This is a genomic window from Streptomyces sp. NBC_01320 (assembly GCF_035974375.1).
Lineage (GTDB): Bacteria > Actinomycetota > Actinomycetes > Streptomycetales > Streptomycetaceae > Streptomyces > Streptomyces yanii.
In genome coordinates this window covers 1-15,893 of the sequence record NZ_CP108391.1, presented here as the reverse complement: position 1 = coordinate 15,893, position 15,893 = coordinate 1, and the positions used below count along the sequence as shown (strand labels likewise).

14 protein-coding genes are annotated in these 15,893 nt (G+C 68.1%); 6 read left to right on the top strand and 8 right to left on the bottom strand.

Features of this window, described 5'->3' with window-relative positions:
- Positions 1–85 precede the first annotated feature (85 nt).
- Positions 86–1,393, bottom strand: a complete 1,308-nt coding sequence (locus OG395_RS55450) for a UDP-glucose dehydrogenase family protein (RefSeq protein ID WP_327249804.1) — start codon at positions 1,391–1,393, stop codon at positions 86–88.
- Positions 1,394–1,697: 304 nt separating this feature from the next.
- Here OG395_RS55450 and OG395_RS55445 point away from each other — a divergent pair, with 304 nt between their 5' ends.
- Both OG395_RS55445 and OG395_RS55440 read left to right on the top strand, forming a co-directional pair.
- Positions 1,698–2,102, top strand: coding sequence for a transposase (locus tag OG395_RS55445; RefSeq protein ID WP_442818815.1), 405 nt, complete (start codon positions 1,698–1,700; stop codon positions 2,100–2,102).
- Positions 2,103–2,198: 96 nt separating this feature from the next.
- A complete protein-coding gene (locus OG395_RS55440) occupies positions 2,199–3,896 on the top strand; it encodes an IS1182 family transposase (RefSeq protein WP_327249803.1) in 1,698 nt (565 codons plus the stop codon).
- A gap of 28 nt (positions 3,897–3,924) precedes the next feature.
- Here OG395_RS55440 and OG395_RS55435 read toward each other — a convergent pair whose 3' ends face one another.
- Complete coding sequence (locus tag OG395_RS55435; protein WP_442818815.1) at positions 3,925–4,329, bottom strand: transposase; 405 nt, start codon at positions 4,327–4,329, stop codon at positions 3,925–3,927.
- 175 nt (positions 4,330–4,504) lie between these two features.
- Positions 4,505–5,668, bottom strand: a complete 1,164-nt coding sequence (locus tag OG395_RS55430) for an ISAs1 family transposase (RefSeq protein WP_327249802.1) — start codon at positions 5,666–5,668, stop codon at positions 4,505–4,507.
- 508 nt (positions 5,669–6,176) lie between these two features.
- Here OG395_RS55430 and OG395_RS55425 point away from each other — a divergent pair.
- A complete protein-coding gene (locus OG395_RS55425; RefSeq protein ID WP_327249801.1) occupies positions 6,177–6,755 on the top strand; it encodes a hypothetical protein in 579 nt (192 codons plus the stop codon).
- A gap of 248 nt (positions 6,756–7,003) precedes the next feature.
- On the opposite strand, the gene OG395_RS55420 is transcribed toward OG395_RS55425, so the two are convergent.
- Positions 7,004–7,450, bottom strand: a complete 447-nt coding sequence (locus OG395_RS55420) for a hypothetical protein (RefSeq protein WP_327249800.1) — start codon at positions 7,448–7,450, stop codon at positions 7,004–7,006.
- Between the two features lie 363 nt (positions 7,451–7,813).
- Here OG395_RS55420 and OG395_RS55415 point away from each other — a divergent pair, with 363 nt between their 5' ends.
- The gene (locus OG395_RS55415; RefSeq protein ID WP_327249799.1) at positions 7,814–9,169 is read left to right on the top strand and encodes a replication-relaxation family protein; all 1,356 of its coding nucleotides are present in this window, start codon (positions 7,814–7,816) and stop codon (positions 9,167–9,169) included.
- Positions 9,170–9,659: 490 nt separating this feature from the next.
- Here the strand turns inward: OG395_RS55415 and OG395_RS55410 are convergent, their stop codons facing one another.
- Entirely contained in the window at positions 9,660–10,961 is a 1,302-nt protein-coding gene (locus tag OG395_RS55410; protein ID WP_327249798.1) for a hypothetical protein, read from the bottom strand.
- A gap of 336 nt (positions 10,962–11,297) precedes the next feature.
- On the opposite strand from OG395_RS55410, the gene OG395_RS55405 reads away from it, so the two are divergent.
- Positions 11,298–13,121: a hypothetical protein gene (locus OG395_RS55405; protein WP_327249797.1), complete on the top strand. Its 1,824-nt coding sequence runs from the start codon at positions 11,298–11,300 to the stop codon at positions 13,119–13,121.
- A gap of 73 nt (positions 13,122–13,194) precedes the next feature.
- On the opposite strand, the gene OG395_RS55400 is transcribed toward OG395_RS55405, so the two are convergent.
- Both OG395_RS55400 and OG395_RS55395 read right to left on the bottom strand, forming a co-directional pair.
- Complete coding sequence (locus tag OG395_RS55400) at positions 13,195–13,596, bottom strand: hypothetical protein (RefSeq protein ID WP_327249796.1); 402 nt, start codon at positions 13,594–13,596, stop codon at positions 13,195–13,197.
- Positions 13,589–13,891, bottom strand: a complete 303-nt coding sequence (locus OG395_RS55395; RefSeq protein WP_327249795.1) for a hypothetical protein — start codon at positions 13,889–13,891, stop codon at positions 13,589–13,591. The genes OG395_RS55400 and OG395_RS55395 overlap by 8 nt, the downstream gene beginning before the upstream one ends.
- Positions 13,892–14,462: 571 nt before the next feature.
- Here OG395_RS55395 and OG395_RS55390 point away from each other — a divergent pair.
- On the top strand, positions 14,463–14,675 hold the full coding sequence (locus tag OG395_RS55390) for a hypothetical protein (protein WP_327249794.1): 213 nt from the start codon (positions 14,463–14,465) through the stop codon (positions 14,673–14,675).
- A 131-nt stretch (positions 14,676–14,806) separates the two neighbouring features.
- Here OG395_RS55390 and OG395_RS55385 read toward each other — a convergent pair.
- Positions 14,807–15,893, bottom strand: a 1,087-nt coding sequence (locus OG395_RS55385) for a helicase associated domain-containing protein (RefSeq protein ID WP_327249793.1), incomplete at its 5' end; no start/stop codon positions are given.

The following is a 15,893-nucleotide window of genomic DNA, read 5'->3' as shown; positions in this document are numbered from 1 at the left end:
GGGATCAAGGCACCCCGGTAGGCGCACTGCACGACGGCGGGCCCCCAGGTTCTCCCCCTGGGGGCCCGCCGTCTCGCGGCCTCGCTCAGATCGCCGTCGTCCCGCGCCCCACGCTCAAGTACGTGAAGCCGAGCTTGCTCATCTTCTGCGGGTCGAGCAGGTTCCGGCCGTCGAACAGGACCGGACGGGCCATGCCCGCAAGGGCCTCGCCCCACGGAACCTCGCGCAACTCCGGCCACTCAGTGACGATGATCGCGGCATCCGCCCCGGCCATCGCCTCGACCGGCGTCGCGCGGCGCTCGGTCGACGACCACGGCTCCTCGTCGCGCGGCTGCGCCAGCGGATCCCAGCAGCGCACCTCAGCGCCCTCGGCGAGCAGCCGCGACGCGATGATGATGCTCGGCGCCTCGCGCATGTCGTCCGTACCCGCCTTGAAGGTCATGCCGAGCAGCGCGATCCGCTTCCCCCGAAGACCTTCCAGTTCGGTCTTAAGGCGCTGGATCGCTCGTCGCGGCTGGAGTTCGTTGACCTCGATCACTGCGGTGAGGAGCTGGAAGGGATAGCCAGTGTTGCTGGCCATGGCCCGCAGCGCGCGGCTGTCCTTCGGGAAGCACGAGCCGCCGTAGCCGAGGCCGGCGTTCATGAAGTGCGGGCCGAGCCGGTGGTCCATCCCGATCGCCTTGGTCACCTGGGTGATGTCGGCGCCGGTGGCCTCACACATGGTCGCGATCTCGTTCGTGAAGCTGATCTTCGTTGCGAGGAGCGCGTTCGCCGCCATCTTCACCATCTCGGCCGAAGCGACATCCATCACCTCGACCGGTCCGTCCACACCCGCGTGCAGCTCCGTGAGCAGGTCGGCTGTGGCGTCGTCCGCCGTGCCGACGACCACACGGTCGGGGCGCATGAAGTCCTGCACCGCCGTGCCCTCGGCGGTGAACTCGGGGTTCGAGGCGTAGCCGACGTGCTCCAGGCCGGCCGCGTCCAGGGCCGCGCGGACCCGGGTGCCGGTGCCGACCGGCACGGTGCTCTTCACGACGACTGCGGACAGGTGGGCGGACTCCTTCAACGCGTCGACCACGGCCCACACGCGGGACAGGTCGGCGTCGCCCGACGCCATCGGCGGGGTGTCCACGCACACGTACACCACCTCGGCGTCGCGCACCGCCTCGTCCGCGTCGAGAGTGAAGGAAAGCCGCTCCTTGTTGCGATTGATCATGTCGCCGAGGCCAGGCTCGAAGATGGGGATGTCGCCCGCACGCAGGATCCGGATGCGCTCCGGCTGGATGTCGCGCACCGTCACCGTGTGCCCCAGCTCGGCGAGGCAGGCGCCCGTCACCAGGCCGATGTAACCGGCGCCGAAGACTGCGACATTGCGTTTCGGCATGTGAACCATCGTGTTCCATTCTCAAGCAGCGTGGAGACGCGGGACGAGGCTCTACCGCGTGAGTTCAGCCTATCGAGTGGCCGCCTCGCAGGCGTAACTTGAACACTCCCGCATGCGGCTGGCCTACCAGGGTCTTCCGCACCGCCTCGGCCGCACGGGAGGCCGCCATCGGAGCATCGGCAGCCTCCCACTACGTCCGGAAAACCAGCAGATCACACCGCCGTTGACACCGCCCTCCCTGTCAGACTCTCGTGAGACATGAGGACAATCGAGTCTTCTGTTGTTAGCAGGGCGAGAACAGGATCTTTCGAACGTGACGCTGAGCAGTGCCGACCTTGAGGCCGGTGTGGCCGATGATGAGGTCGTGGGCAAGAAGAAGCGCGGTCCCCGTGCGGGCGGGCCGAAGCGGCGGTCCTTCACCCCGGAGTACAAGCTTCGGATCGTGGAGGAGTACGAGCGGCTGACCGAACCGGGTGCGAAGGGCGCGCTGCTGCGCCGGGAGGGGCTGTACCACTCGCACATTATCGACTGGCGGACCGCCCGGGACGCCGGCGCGCTGGATGCGCTGACCGCCAAGCCGTCCGGACCGACGGGCAAGAGCGCAGCCGAGAAGGAGGCCGAGCGGCTGCGGGCAGAGAACGAGAAGCTGGCCGCCGAGCTGGCCAAGTCCCAGAGGGCGCTGGCCATCCTGGGAAAAGCACACGAGCTCTTGGCTTGACTCTGTCGGTGATCTTGGTGTTTCCCAGTGCGCGAGCATGATCGGCGGGCATGCTCAGTGCTGTTTCGAAGGCCGATACAGCTGCCGAGGTGTCCGTTGTCGCTCCATCCCCGCTCCGGTGAGCAAGTCCCGCCTCTGACCGCGCAGATCGCACGGGCAAGCAATCCGACCGGTACGACGGCGATGTGGGTCAGAGACCGGCTGGACGGGTTGTGGTGCGACGAGGACTTCGCCGGCTGGTATCCGCGCGACGGGCGCCCCGGGCTCTCGCCTGCCCAACTGGCCACCGTCTGTGTGCTGCAGTTCCTGCTTGGTCTGTCGGACCGGCAGGCAGCGGAAGCGGTCCGCTGCCGCATCGATTTCAAGTACGCCATGGCCATGGAGCTGGACGATCCCGGCTTCCACCACAGCGTGCTGGCTGACTTCCGCGAGCGCGTCGCGCAGGACGACCGCGCCGACCGACTCTTGGATCTGGTGCTCGCCCGTCTGAAGGAGGCCGGCCTCGTGGGCGAGCGCACCACGCAGTGCACCGACTCCACCCACGTCCTGGCCGCGGTGCGCGACCTGACCCGGCTGGAACTGGTCACCGAGGCGGTCCGTGCCGCGCTTGAAGAAGTGGCCCGCACGGCTGGGCATCTGCTGATCGGCCTGGTCGACGAGGACTGGGGGCGCCGCTATGGCCGCCCGGTCCGCCTGGGCAAGAACCCCACCCGGCCCAAGACCAGGATCCTCGCCGCCGGCAACGACGCCTGCCGACTGCTGGAGCGACTCCACCGGGACGGGTCCGCCTACCGGCCCGGCCCACAAGCCGAGGCCCTACGGCAGATCGTGGTGCAGCACTACTACCGCGACACGGCAGGCCGTCTGAGCTGGCGTACCACCGACGACGACGGGCTACCGCCCTCCTCCTCGGCGATCGTCTCTCCCTACGACATCACGGCGCGCTACGTGCGGCACGGACACATCATCCGCTGGAAGGGCTTCGCCGCCCATCTCACCGAGACGTGTGCCTCTGACAGCGTCAACGTGATCACGGACGTGGCCACCACGTCGGCCGCCACCAACGACGGCCAGGCCCTGCCCGGCATCCACACCCGCCTGGCTCGTCGCGGGCTGCTGCCCGCCGAGCACCTGGTCGACGGCGGCTACACCTCCCTGGTCCACCTGGAACGAGCCGACCGCGAACACCAGGTCACCGTCACCGGGCCGCTACCGGGCAACCTCACCCGCCAGCACCGCAGGAACGAGGGCTTCGACCGGGACGACTTCCACATCGACTTCGACCGTCGGCAAGTCACCTGCCCCCAGGGCCAGGTCAGCGCGGGCTGGCACGGCCCCTACCCGACCTCCTCGCCCACCGCGGCGCCCCTGATCGTGGCGCGGTTCGCCAAGAGCCAGTGCCAGCCCTGTCCGGACCGCCCCCGGTGCACCAGCTCCCGCGAGAACGCCCGCAACGTGGGCTTTCCCCCGCGAGAACTCCGCGACCTGCAAGTCCGCGTCCGCACCGAGCAGCAGACACCCGAATGGAAGGCCCGCTACGCAGTCCGCTCCGGCGTGGAGGGCACCATCAACGAGTTTGCCCACGGACACGGCATGCGCCGCTGCCGCTACCGAGGACAGCCGAAAGCCCACATGCAACACGTACTCACAGCCATCGCCGTGAACATCGAACGACTCAGCGCTCGGTCAGTGACCCAGGAAACCCCTTCACCGAGATCGCCGACCGCCTTCCAGACCTTCCTGGACCAGCAGGGAATTCCCCGATCGAAGTCCTGGCGCACCCTCGGCACCTAACCTCGACCATCCAAGATCACCGACAGAGTCAAGCCAAGAGCTCGTGTGCTTTTCCCAGGATGGCCAGCGCCCTCTGGGACTTGGCCAGCTCGGCGGCCAGCTTCTCGTTCTCTGCCCGCAGCCGCTCGGCCTCCTTCTCGGCTGCGCTCTTGCCCGTCGGTCCGGACGGCTTGGCGGTCAGCGCATCCAGCGCGCCGGCGTCCCGGGCGGTCCGCCAGTCGATAATGTGCGAGTGGTACAGCCCCTCCCGGCGCAGCAGCGCGCCCTTCGCACCCGGTTCGGTCAGCCGCTCGTACTCCTCCACGATCCGAAGCTTGTACTCCGGGGTGAAGGACCGCCGCTTCGGCCCGCCCGCACGGGGACCGCGCTTCTTCTTGCCCACGACCTCATCATCGGCCACACCGGCCTCAAGGTCGGCACTGCTCAGCGTCACGTTCGAAAGATCCTGTTCTCGCCCTGCTAACAACAGAAGACTCGATTGTCCTCATGTCTCACGAGAGTCTGACAGGGAGGGGCAGGCAAAAGTGCTGGACTCGTCATCGCGGCGGCCCCATTTCGCCGCTGACAATGGGTGTGGAGGAGACGCAGGGCTGCCGTAAAGTCGCATTTCATGAGGAAAGCTGCTGGTCAGCGGGCACTCCGAAGAGGTCGAGTGGGGCCTTGTGCGGTGCCAGTGCGAGGCGTCGTTGCGCGTCGGCGATGGAACTACCGGTCCAGCGCAGGAAGTTGATGGTGATCGATCTCAACGTGGAGACGTTTTGCGGGCCGTGGCCAGTGCGGATCCGCGCGGCGTCCTCGCCGAAGGTCACATCCCGCACATAGTGGATCTTGTTTTCCACTCCCCAGTGGCCCCTCGCGTACCGCGCGACGACCTCGGGAGCCGCCCGTTGCGAGGTGAGGTCGGTGATCAGGTAGACGATCTCGCGGGTCCGTTTCCCCGACGCCTCCACGGTGCGGTGTCGGACGACACGGGCGACCTGCCGCACATAAGGGAAGGCCAGATCGCCCCAGGTCACCACCTTGGTCACCCGAGTCTCCAGCCGGCCATGCCCTCGCCCGCTCTCCTTGTGCACGGCCGTCACCTCGTGCCACGGGATCGAGCGGCACGTCTCCCACAAGGTCGGCTGGTTCCGCTTCACGGTGAGAACGAAGTGCGCGCCCATCTCTTCCACCAGCACCTTTGCGGTCTCCGCCTGGGTGTGCAGGGCATCGGCCGTGACCACCACACCCCGCAGGTCCAGGACGCTGAGCAGCGGGGTCAGGGCCGGGATCTCGTTGCTTTTGTCCGCGACTCGCTGCTGAGCAACCAGCGTGCCGTCCTGAGCCATCGCGCCGATCAGCATCACCGCGCTCTCCGTTCCCCGACGTGATCCCCGCAGGGCCTTGCCGTCCGCCGCCACCGTTTCCAGGGCCACCTCCCGCACCCGCAAGAGAACCTCCAGCTCACCCGGCCTCACCGCCGACAGCACCCTCCGCAACGTGTCCGCCCCCGGCGCCCTCACCAGCTCGAACGCGCCGACGGGCACCAGCCCCAGCCGCAACTTCTCCTGCGGCTCCGCGGCAGCGGCCCACTGCGCCATTGCCCGCCAGGACCCGAAACCCGCCGCCGTCGCGCACAACGCGATCACGAGCAGGACCGACAACGGGAAACGACGCCCCCGTGCCTTGCGCGGATCGCTCACCTCGCCGAGCCGCTGCCACAACGCCACCTGCGCCGACACCAGCGACAGCGACTCCGACCGGGGCACGGACGTGACAGACTGACGTTTCACCGAAGCTCCGTTGGGTCAGGGCGACTTGCGAGGTCACCCACCCCAACGGAGCTTCGGTCATTCCAGGCACGGGCCTCTCACCAGCGGAAACACGTACACGCAGGACTTTGCGGCAGCCCTGCGGTGGGCGGTGCTGTCCATCGTCGTGAACAACAGCTCGGCGCCGGCCTCCGAAGTGCCTCCCGAACTGCCGTAGAAACGCTGCTCCTCGACGTGTACAGAGCCACCACGGAATCTCAGATGACCAGAGCGGACTGGACCTGTCAGTCTCAAGCGCGTGGATCACATTTCAGATCATGTTCTGCGCGCACTCTGGTACATCGACGCCATGGCTTCCCAAGGCATCGTCCTTAGCCGTGACGAGGTCGACCGGATAGCGATCGTGCCTCCGCCGCGAGATGCCGTCTACCAGTCGTTCGCCAACTCCTTGCGCTCCGAACTCTTCGACGGCATGATTCGGTCGAGACCAGCATAAAGGGTGGCAAAGTATCTCCTGGAGGTCCAGTGGGTGACTGAGGCCGTTGAGGGCTTGAAGCTCACCCACAAGGGGCGTGCCGTGCTCCGCCTGAGCGGAGCCGACGAGCAACTCCACACGGTTTCCGAGCCAGTCGTGAACGACGTTGCACTGAGCCCTGACGATCCACTCGTCTACACCGTGCTCACCCGTCGCCTGGCAGCCGCCGGCGAGGGGCTGCTGGTCGACCCGTACTTCAAGGCCGAGAACTTGCGGTGGATCCTGGAGGCCACCTCCATCTGTCGCATCCTTATCTCCAAGAGAGCCAGCGCCAAGGAGCGGCCGATCATCGCCATCGCACTCGCCACGCTGCCCAACGGCCACAGTGTCGAGGTGCGAGCGACCGATGACACAAACCTGCACGATCGTCGCATCATCGCCGTGGACGGGTCTGTCCAGCTGATCGGCACGTCCCTCAACGGCGTCGGACGGCACGAGACAGCAATGGTCACACCGGAGCCGAGTATCGCCAAGGCATACAAGGACAGCTCAGAGAAGCTCTGGACGGGTGCGGAGAAAGTGGAGCCGCAGCATCCCAAGGCTCCCGTCTCCGAGGCGGACTACGGCTCCTAGAGTCGCAGCTCATATCCGGCCGCCTCGGGACCAGCATGTCGGGAGGACTTTGTCAGCGGTGCGGCTGTCGGTGGTCGGTCTGCCGACCACTCGTCGCGCAACGCCAGCGTATTCATCACCGCACCAGCCCGCTGCCCGCTCGCTAACGGCGCCGTTCCGAGAACTTCAGGGGCTGGCGCCATACATGGTCGGCCTGGGCGCTGCTGACTCACTCTCGGTGCCGGGCGGGGTGCCCAGGCTGGGTGGTGTCAGTGGTCTGTGTCGATGCCGCTGGCCCGGGCGATGCCGTCCAGCTTGGTGTCGATGGCTTCGCGTTCGGCCGCCCAGTGGTGGATCTTGTCGCGGAGCTCCGCGAGTCCTGTGGGGTCGTTGGCGAGTTCCTGGGTGACGACCGCGTAGCCGGGGCTGCCGTCGGGGCCGGGCATGTCCACGACCTGGTGGTCCATACGACCGGTCGTCATGATCGCCATCACGGTGAGGAACTCTTTCTGGACGTCGTCCGTGAAGTCCTTGCGGTCGCCGGTTTCCAGGAAGCCCTCGTGGCCGTCGGCGATCAGGTGGGCCATCTCATGAACGGCCTGGCGCAGCGTCTCGAACTGCTCAGGGGGCATCCGGGCCTTGACCGACTCCAGGTAGAGCGCGACCTTCGCGATCCGGTCTTGCGGCGTCTCATCTGCATGGTCGTTGTCGTTCATCCCCCACACACACCCTGGTCCGGCAGATCTCGCGCGTCCAGACCCGGCACCGCCCGACGCAAGCGACGTTCCACGGTGGCAGTGCCCGCCTTGTGAGTGACCGGTAAGTGGGGGAGGCCTTGGCCGTGCCTTGCGTTTTTCCCTACGGTTCGCCCTACAGTCACCCCTACACTCTGGTCTACAGTGATCACCGACGAGGTGACCGGTTGCCGTGCAGGTCAGCGCCCGGTTCGTGGCTTGCCCGCCGCTCCGATACCCCTTTACCGACTGTTTGTTGTCGGTGAAGGGGACTTGAGAAGACGCGGCCCCACGGCGAGCAGTCGTGCTGTCCGCCGCGGTGCCGGACGAGGGATGGGGAGCGGGATGGGTAGGGCGGAGTGGCCGTACAACTCGACGGCTCGGGCGCGGGGTCTGGTGCTTTTGGCGCTGGGGGTGGTGAAGGTCGCGACGGCGGAGCAGTTGCGGCAGTTGGTGCTGCCGGGCACGGCCGATCTGCAGACGGTTCGCAACGCGTGCAAGGACCTGCGTCACGCCGGCCTCATGGAGTCGGTCGGCCGCACGTCCAGCCCGGGTGCGAACGGGCGGCCGGTGCGGCGGGACTTGTGGAACCTGACGACGGCGGGGTTGGCGGCGGCCGCGTCCGAGCTGGGGCGGCCGGTACGGGAGATGGGCGGCACCGCGAGGGACGCGGCGAAGGCCGGCGCCGCTCACGCCTTGGCGGTGACGGACACGATCGACGCGTTCCGCCAGTCCCCGCCGCTGCCGACGAAGCCCGTCGCCCGACGCACTACTCGCCCTGTCCCCGGGCGGGTGCTGCCCGTTCGGCCGCGAGGGCTGGGGCATCTGCGGGGCTGGGAGACCGAGGTCGCGCTTCCGGTCGCGGGCACGTTCACGACACCGGCCCGGGGCAGCCTGCGTGCGGATGCGGTGCTGACGGCGCCGGAGGATCAGGTGCCGGTGTTGTTCGTGGAGGTCGACAACCACACCGAGCCCGCAGCGGTCGTCGCCGCGAAGATCGACCGGTACCGACGCTTCTTCGGCCGACAGGTCAAGGACCACCACGGCGGTGACGTCCCGTTGTGGTCGACGCTGTGGGACGACTCCGGCCGCGGCGGCTTCCCGCCCGTCGCGCTGGTGTTCACGAAGGACGTTGGCGCACAGGCCCGGATGAGCCGCATCAAGACCATTCGCGACCTGTCCTGCACCTGCTGGCAACCTCGCTGGCAGAACCCACACGGCTGGTCCCTCAGGGACACCGAGGAAGACGGCTGGTGGGACCACGCCGGCACGGTCCCCGTCATCGCCACCCACCTCGACCAGCTACGCACCCATGGCCCCCACGGACCCGTCTGGTGGCGGTTCGGACACAGCGACTGGCAGCCGATCACCGACGCCCTCACCAACAACGGCACACAGGAGGAGTACCACGCCCGCCAGGACCGGCGCCGCCAGGCGCAGGAAGCGGCCCGTGCCGTGGAGGACCAGCGGCGGCGCGAGGAACCGGCCGAGTGGGATGCCACCTGGGAGTGTCCGTCCTGCCAGGCCGATGTCGAGCCCGGCACGGCGGGCCTCGACGGTTACCGCCCCATGCAGGGCGGTCTGTGCCCGGACTGCGAACAGACCCGTCGTGAAGAGGCGCAGCAGCGCGTCGCCGCTGAAGATATGGCCAGCACAAATGGCATCCTTGCCCGCCTGAAGGCCCGTGCCGAAGGGCGGTAACGGCAGTACGCCCGCGTGGTGGCTGCTGACGTCCAGCGACGCACCGCGCAGCTGTCGGCGTACACCCTGTCGCACGCTCGCTGTAGTCGTACTCGAGGAATCAAGCGCCACGAAGTTGACGGACAGCTCTTTCCTCGAGTTCAGCGGAGATGGTGAGTTCTCGGGCGACTTCAACGGGAGCGCCGAGCAGCTGGCAGATCATCTCCGCTGCTCTGTCGAGAGCTTCAGCGAGAGTGTGGCCGAAGCTGGGGTCGCTGAGTCCGGGCATGGTGGCGGAGTAGTTGCCGTCTGACCAGCTGACCCGCAGCTGGATCGGGCGCAGTTTCAGGTACTTCCAGTTGTCCGCGCCGGTACGGAGGTATCTCGTTCATAGACCGGATCGTAGGCCTCGAAGGAGTATGTATCCGCTGCCGGTAGTCGCGGGCTTCTGCGGTCCAGTGCACGTGGGGCAACGTCGTCGTTCCTTCGTCTCGTGTCGGAGTTGCGGGGTTCAGCGCTGCCAGCGTCGGGGTAGCAGGCTGCGCCAGTGAAAGCGAAACGGCTGTGTGGCGACGCGGAGAGGGGGCCCGGCGGGCTGGGGCGGGATCGGCGCGGCTGTCGGTGCCGCCGTGGGGTTTGGACTCTGTTCCGGCCTGTCGGCCGGGGCAGCAGGTGGCCTTGTGGGTGATGTCTGCTCGTTCCCCTGGGATGCGGGTGCGTGGTGCTGGGCGGCGGTGGGGCGCTGGGCATTGTCGCGGGCGCGGCTGCGACGGTGCTTTTCGCGTCCTCGTTCGGCGACTGCGAGCGCGGTCATGATCTGGAAGGCCGGGGCGGGACGGAAGCCTGTGTGGGTGCCGAAGGCGAGGAGCGGCACTGGGACCAGGCCCCACCAGGCGGCGGCGTCGGCTGGGTAGGGGTAGGAGATCTTCCAGTCGCGGGACCAGGATTCCAGCTCCCCGCTCCAGTCCTCTCCTTCCTGAACGGGGTAGGTGCCGGGGTGGCCGCCGTACGGGAACAGGACGGTGTCCTTGGTGATCCAGCAGACCGCGCCGCCCGCGGCGGTGATCTGCCGCTGGGTGGGGGTGGGGCGCACCTTGTCGTGGGTGAGGGGCTTGCCGTGGGGGCGGACGCTGACGGTGCCGGCCGGGTCGTAGTGCAGGGTGTCGGCGCGGTCGAAGAACCACCAGTGTTTGACGTTCTCGCCGTGTCGGTTGCGCACGGTGCGCAGTCGGACTTCGGTGGCAGCGGTGGTGAGAAGGCGTCGGGGTCGTTCGATGACGATGACGTCGTTGCCGCGGCGGACGATGAGAGCGGGGGGCAGTGGCCAGTGCTGTCCGGCGAGTTGGGGATCGATCTGGAGGCAGATGCTCGCGCCGGGCAGTGCGTGCACCAGTTGGTCGCGGAGGTGGAGGACGACGGTGAGGTCGGCCTGGACGTCGGCCTGGTGCGGGGCGGGCGCGGTGCACAGGTCGCTGCCGGGGGTGCTGCCATCGTGGCGGAAGCGCGGGGTGAAACCAGATGTGGGCGTGGCGGGACCACTGAATATCAGCGTTCCTCCGCAGGCGCAGCAGCGGTAGCGGCCTCCGGCTTTGCCGCGGGGGAGCCGGCTGGCTGCGTCCGGTTCACGGCGTAAGTCGATCACGCGCCCGGCGTCGCCGGTGTCGATGGCGAGTTCGCTCATGCGCGGCAGTTTGCTGCTGAAGCGGGCGAGGCGTGATCGCTTTGCGGGGATGGCGGGGCCGGTGGTGGGGACGGAGGGGCGGTGGGAGGCGGTGGTGGCGGAGAGCTGGGTGGGGAGGGCCTGGTGTGTCATGAACGTCGTCTCCAGAGTCGAGCGGGGCGGTCCGTGGTTGTTCGAGGTTTGCCCACCAGGCTTTGTCCATCACGTTGTCCACCACGTTTGTGCAGGTGAAGTGCGGACATGGCTTGACAGGGACAGCGTGTCCGGGGGCCGGGTTCGTGGTTGCGCAGGCAGCGGAGGGGCGCCCCTGGAATGGGTGGGATGCGCTCTGTCGCGGGCGGCTGCGATGTCCTTACGCTGGCCCACCTGCAAGTTGGCCGTGAAGTTGGAGGGTGGGGGCGCGTGACTCAGCGGAAGCAAGGCCGGGGCTGGGGGGACCTGAAGGCAGAAACGCCTGAAGGGCGTGCCTTGGCGCAGTTCCTGCGCGAGGTGTTGGATCGCGCAGACATGCAGATCCGGGATTTGGAAACTCCTACGCGGTACTCACGCACGTCCGTCGGCCAGATTCTGAGCGGGGAGAAAACGCCGTCGCGTGAGTTCGTGGACCGGTTCGTCAGCGCCACGACGCCGCCGCGAGAGAAGGAGGTACTCCTGCGGCAGGCCATGACGCTCCTGAAAGCCGCGAAAAACCCGGCGACACCCACTGCGTCCGCAGCGCCCGGGAGCGAGATCGCGTCCTTAGCGACTGTTGTGGCGACCGCACAAGGGCAAGCTGCTCAGGCACAGGAGCAGCTGCGGCTGGCTCACCAGCGCAATGAGGAACTGACCCGGGAACGGGACGATGGCCAGCGGATGGTGCTGTCGCTGAGCCTGCTGAGCAGCGATCTGCGCCAGAGGATCGCAACGGTGGAGCAGGAGACGGGTGACCAGGCCCGGTCGGATCTGAAGAAGCTCACCGCCCAGCTCACCTCCGCACAGCGGGAGCTGGAGCGTGCCAAGGCGGGACGCGACGAGACCGAACTTCTGGTGCTGCGCCTGCGTCGGCGCAGCGATGCGTTGGAAGAACAGCTGGCTCAGGCCCGCAACGCCAGCACGGTGAACATCTTGTTCTCAGACAGCCCAGGCACCGTCTCCTCACCCCGCCCCGAGGAGGTCCAAGAGGCAGCCTTCCAGACCGACTTCGCTCGTGCTCTGAGCGCCGCGCAAGGCTTCCTGGACGAGGGGCAAGCCCATCGCGACGAGGTCCGCGAGGAATGGAGCCTGGTCCCTCGGCCCAGAACGGTGGGGCCGCTGGAGCAGTGGCGCACCGCGACCTATGTGGCGACGCGCGCTCTGGGGTGCACCCTGACGGTGGCCGGCACCCTGGCACAGGCAACGTCGACCTATTCGGGGATCCCCATTCTGCTCGCGCTGATGGGGTTGCTGCTGGTGGCAGACCCATGGGAGCCGGCGGCCAAGCTATGGCCCCTGCTGCGCTCGCTGATCCAGCAACGGCCGCCGGAGCAGACCCTGGTGTTCAGCTCCCGTGGTCTGGCCCTTCGCGGCGGGCGGTGCCTGTGTGCCTTGCTGACCGCAGTCGGCGCGGTCCTGAGCACGCAAGCGGCACAGCACTGGGGCGCATGGTGGCTGGTGCTGCTGTTTCCCCTCACCCTGGCCCTCGGTGTGTACACGGTCATCGGGCAAGACGACCGTGTGACGGTGGCGGTCCAGCAAGTCTTGGGGGACCTCGCCGCCGACTTCTCAACATCTCCTCCCCGTCCGGGGAAACCGAAGCCCACTCAGCTGATCGCCCTGGCAGACCCTGACTGGCTGGCCGACCGCCGACAGGAGCTGAGCACCGCGTTCGCACAGGGATGGAAACCCGCAGCACTGTGGGTAAAGGTGCTCATGCTGACGCCGGTCGCACTGTTCGTGATCGCTCTGCTGGGATCTCTCGGCACCGCGACACTGCACACGTTCCAGGGAACGTCGTGGGACGGGGCAGGGATGGTGGCGCTCGTCGACGAACCAGTGCGGGCCTACCTGAAAGCGCACTCCGCAGGTCTCTCTGTCACGGAAGGCACCCTCTACACGACGTGGCTGGCCAGCGGGATAGGTCTCCTGGCGATCTCGTTTGCGACCGGTACGTTCGGCGCTCGCCTTACCTGGATCGCCTGGGGCGCCGGCAGCGTACTCATGGTGTGGGCCGGTACCCCCGCGCCCGCCCGCGGTATCGCCTGCGGCGTAGCCGGGCTCGCGTGGGGCGTCGCCTCAATTTTTGCACTGCAGGGGCTCGGCACCCGAAGGCCGTGACGGTTCGGAGCCTGCCGTTCGGGCCAGCGCCATCGCCGCGCACGGCCGGTACGAGCTGGTGGGGTGTCGAACGTCAGCCAATTCCCCCCTCGAACGTCATGCAATGGGCCATGGGGATGCGGCATGCCGGGCTCATGGAGTCGGTCGGCAGGACGTCCAGTGCGGGGGCGAACGGGCAGCCGGTGCGGCGGGACTTGTGGAACCTGACGACGGCCGGGCTCGCGGCGGCCGCGTCCGAGCTGGGGCGGCCGGTACGGGAAATGGGCGGCACCGCGAGGGATGCGGCGAAAGCCGGTGCCGCGCATGCCCTGGTGGTGACGGATATGATCGAGGCGTTCCGCCAGTCGCCACCCCTGCCGACGAAGCCCGTCGCCCGCCGCCCCGCCCCGCACCCCAGCGGGTGCTCCCGGTTCGCCCGCGGGGGCTGGGGCATCTGCGGGGCTGGGAGACCGAAGTTGCCCTGCCGGTCACCCACGCCCGCCGACCTGTCCGGCCTCGGCGGCCAGATGCTGGTCCATCTCGGCCTCCAGCGCGGCCTGCATCAGGTGCTGGGCCAGCTCGGGCAGGATCCCGCCCTCGCCCATCAGCCGCAGCCCGCCCTCGGCGGTCCGCTCCACCGCGAGCGCGGCCAGCTCCTCCAGCAACTCAGCGGATAGACCGTTCACGGATACCGGCATCGACTTCACGTCGGCACCCTGGGCGCTCTCACCAGCCTCGGCAAGCGACACGCCCCCAGCAGACTCGATCAGGTGACCAGTACTCGTACTCATCAGGTGACTCCTTCGTGGAGGGCCCACACCTGATTCATGACACTCCCGGACCGGCAGCCACAATGCGCCCGGTTCCTGCTTGCTCACTGTCGCCGTCGACTTGTGCCCTTCCGGCGAGCACCGTGTCCTGGCGCGAGTCCCCTACCGGGACGCCGCCGGGCGGTTTGGTACCTGGCTGGCCGAGACTGCCCCTGCCGTTGCCGCCGCGGCCGGACCCGACCGCTTGGACGGCCTCCCCGCCCGGTTCCGGCCAGTTATCGCGGACACCAGCGGTGAGGGCCTGTCGCTGTTCTGAGGCCATGATGACGAAGCCGGCTCGCGCCGTGGCCCGGTAGGCGCCTGACCGGTTCGTATATCTGCGTGCGGCCTGTTGCGTCTGCTGCTGCAGCGCGACCACCACGGTAGGCGTCTGCGACCACACACCCGGGCTGCATATCAGGCTGCCCAGTCGTATCCGAGCGCGGTGAGCTGGTACGCCCACTCCAGCCCGGCCGTCTCGGTTCCAGTGTCGCGTCGGCAATGGCCGACGCGGTGTCGTGGCCCGGGACAGACCACTGAGACGATGTCCGGTATGACGAGCGATGACAACACGTTGGAGGCGGCTGTCGCGGCGCTGCACGACGCGGAGCAGGAGCTGCGGGTTGCCCGCCGGAACCTGACTGCGGCGATCACTGCTGCGTACCGGTCCGGGGAACCGGTCACCCGGATCGCTGAGCGCACCGGAAGCGATGTCATCGCAGTCAGGAACACGCTGGCTGCGGCTGGGGCTTCACGCCACGCGTGACCAGTCGGGTGAGTTGACCGCTGAGCTTGAAAGCTGTCCGCAGCGGTCAGCTGGGACACGGCTGGCGGCAACGGGATCCGAGCTCGACTCGGGGCATGCGCCGAAGAGCGGCAGCTCAGTCGCAGGGGAATCTACGCGGCCCAGTGGTATCCGAGTTCGGCGAGGGCTGCGAGTTGTTGCTCGCTGAGCTTGCCGCGTCGGTTTTTCTGGTTGCCGATCCAGATGCCGAGGCGCACCGTCGTGCCGTCGGGGAGTTCCTCGACGTGTTGCCTTCCGACCACGGTCTTCTCCTCGCGCTGGATGTACTGCCTGAGGGCTGCTACGCCCCGCTGGAACGCGTCGGACCTCTTCGCTGCCCCAGTCTCCGCGTTGGTTTGCGCTGTGGCCTTCTGGGGCCGTGCAGCCGGTTTCATGCCCAGCTCGCCCAGGCGGTGTTGCTGTTCCGGGTTGAGTTGCGCCCAGTCCCGTCGCTGCCGGATCAGCCAGCGTCCGATGTCGTCGCCGTGGTGGGTGACGCCGGGCTGGATGTCGGCGAGGCCGGCACTGCCCGCGAGGAGCACGCGCAGTCCGGCCCAGTGGCGTTGCCAGTCGACGGTCCACCCCAACTGTCCCGGGTTCCAGTCCGGGTCGATCGCGGCGAGCTGCGCGGCTCGCCGCTGCGCCCGCCCGGGATCCTTACCGAGGCCCCCGGGCCGGCGCAGGTTGGTGAGCCATTGCCCGACCGGCTTGTCCAGCGCAGTCGCGTGCCGGGGCGCGGCCAGCGTCCCGGCTTCGGCGTAGTACGCGCGGGCCGCAGCAAGGTTCTCGGCGAACTGGGCATCGGCGGTGTCCCAGACGATCCCGAGTTCTTCGAGTTCCTCGGCCCGTTTGGAGGGCATGGTCCCGGCCCGGTACGCCCGCCGCTGGTCAGACAGCCATCTCCCCAGCGGATACGCACCTTCCTGGTGCTCGTAGGGCACGTCCAGCGAACCTTCCCGCTCCCAGTAGCGGCGGGCGGCGTCGTAGCCGCGCTGCCAGTCCTGCCGCTCGGTGCTGATGACGTTGAACCGCACCCACTTCGCGATCATGACGGGGTCTCTGGGGGCGGCGAAGCGGAGCAGCAGCCGTGACTCCTCCTGGCCGTCTTCCGGCTCCGGACCGATGTACTGCGACGGATCAACGACCTTCTTCTGGGTCTCCTGCGGCACAGCAAGCATTTCCACCGCACGCTCGTCAGCT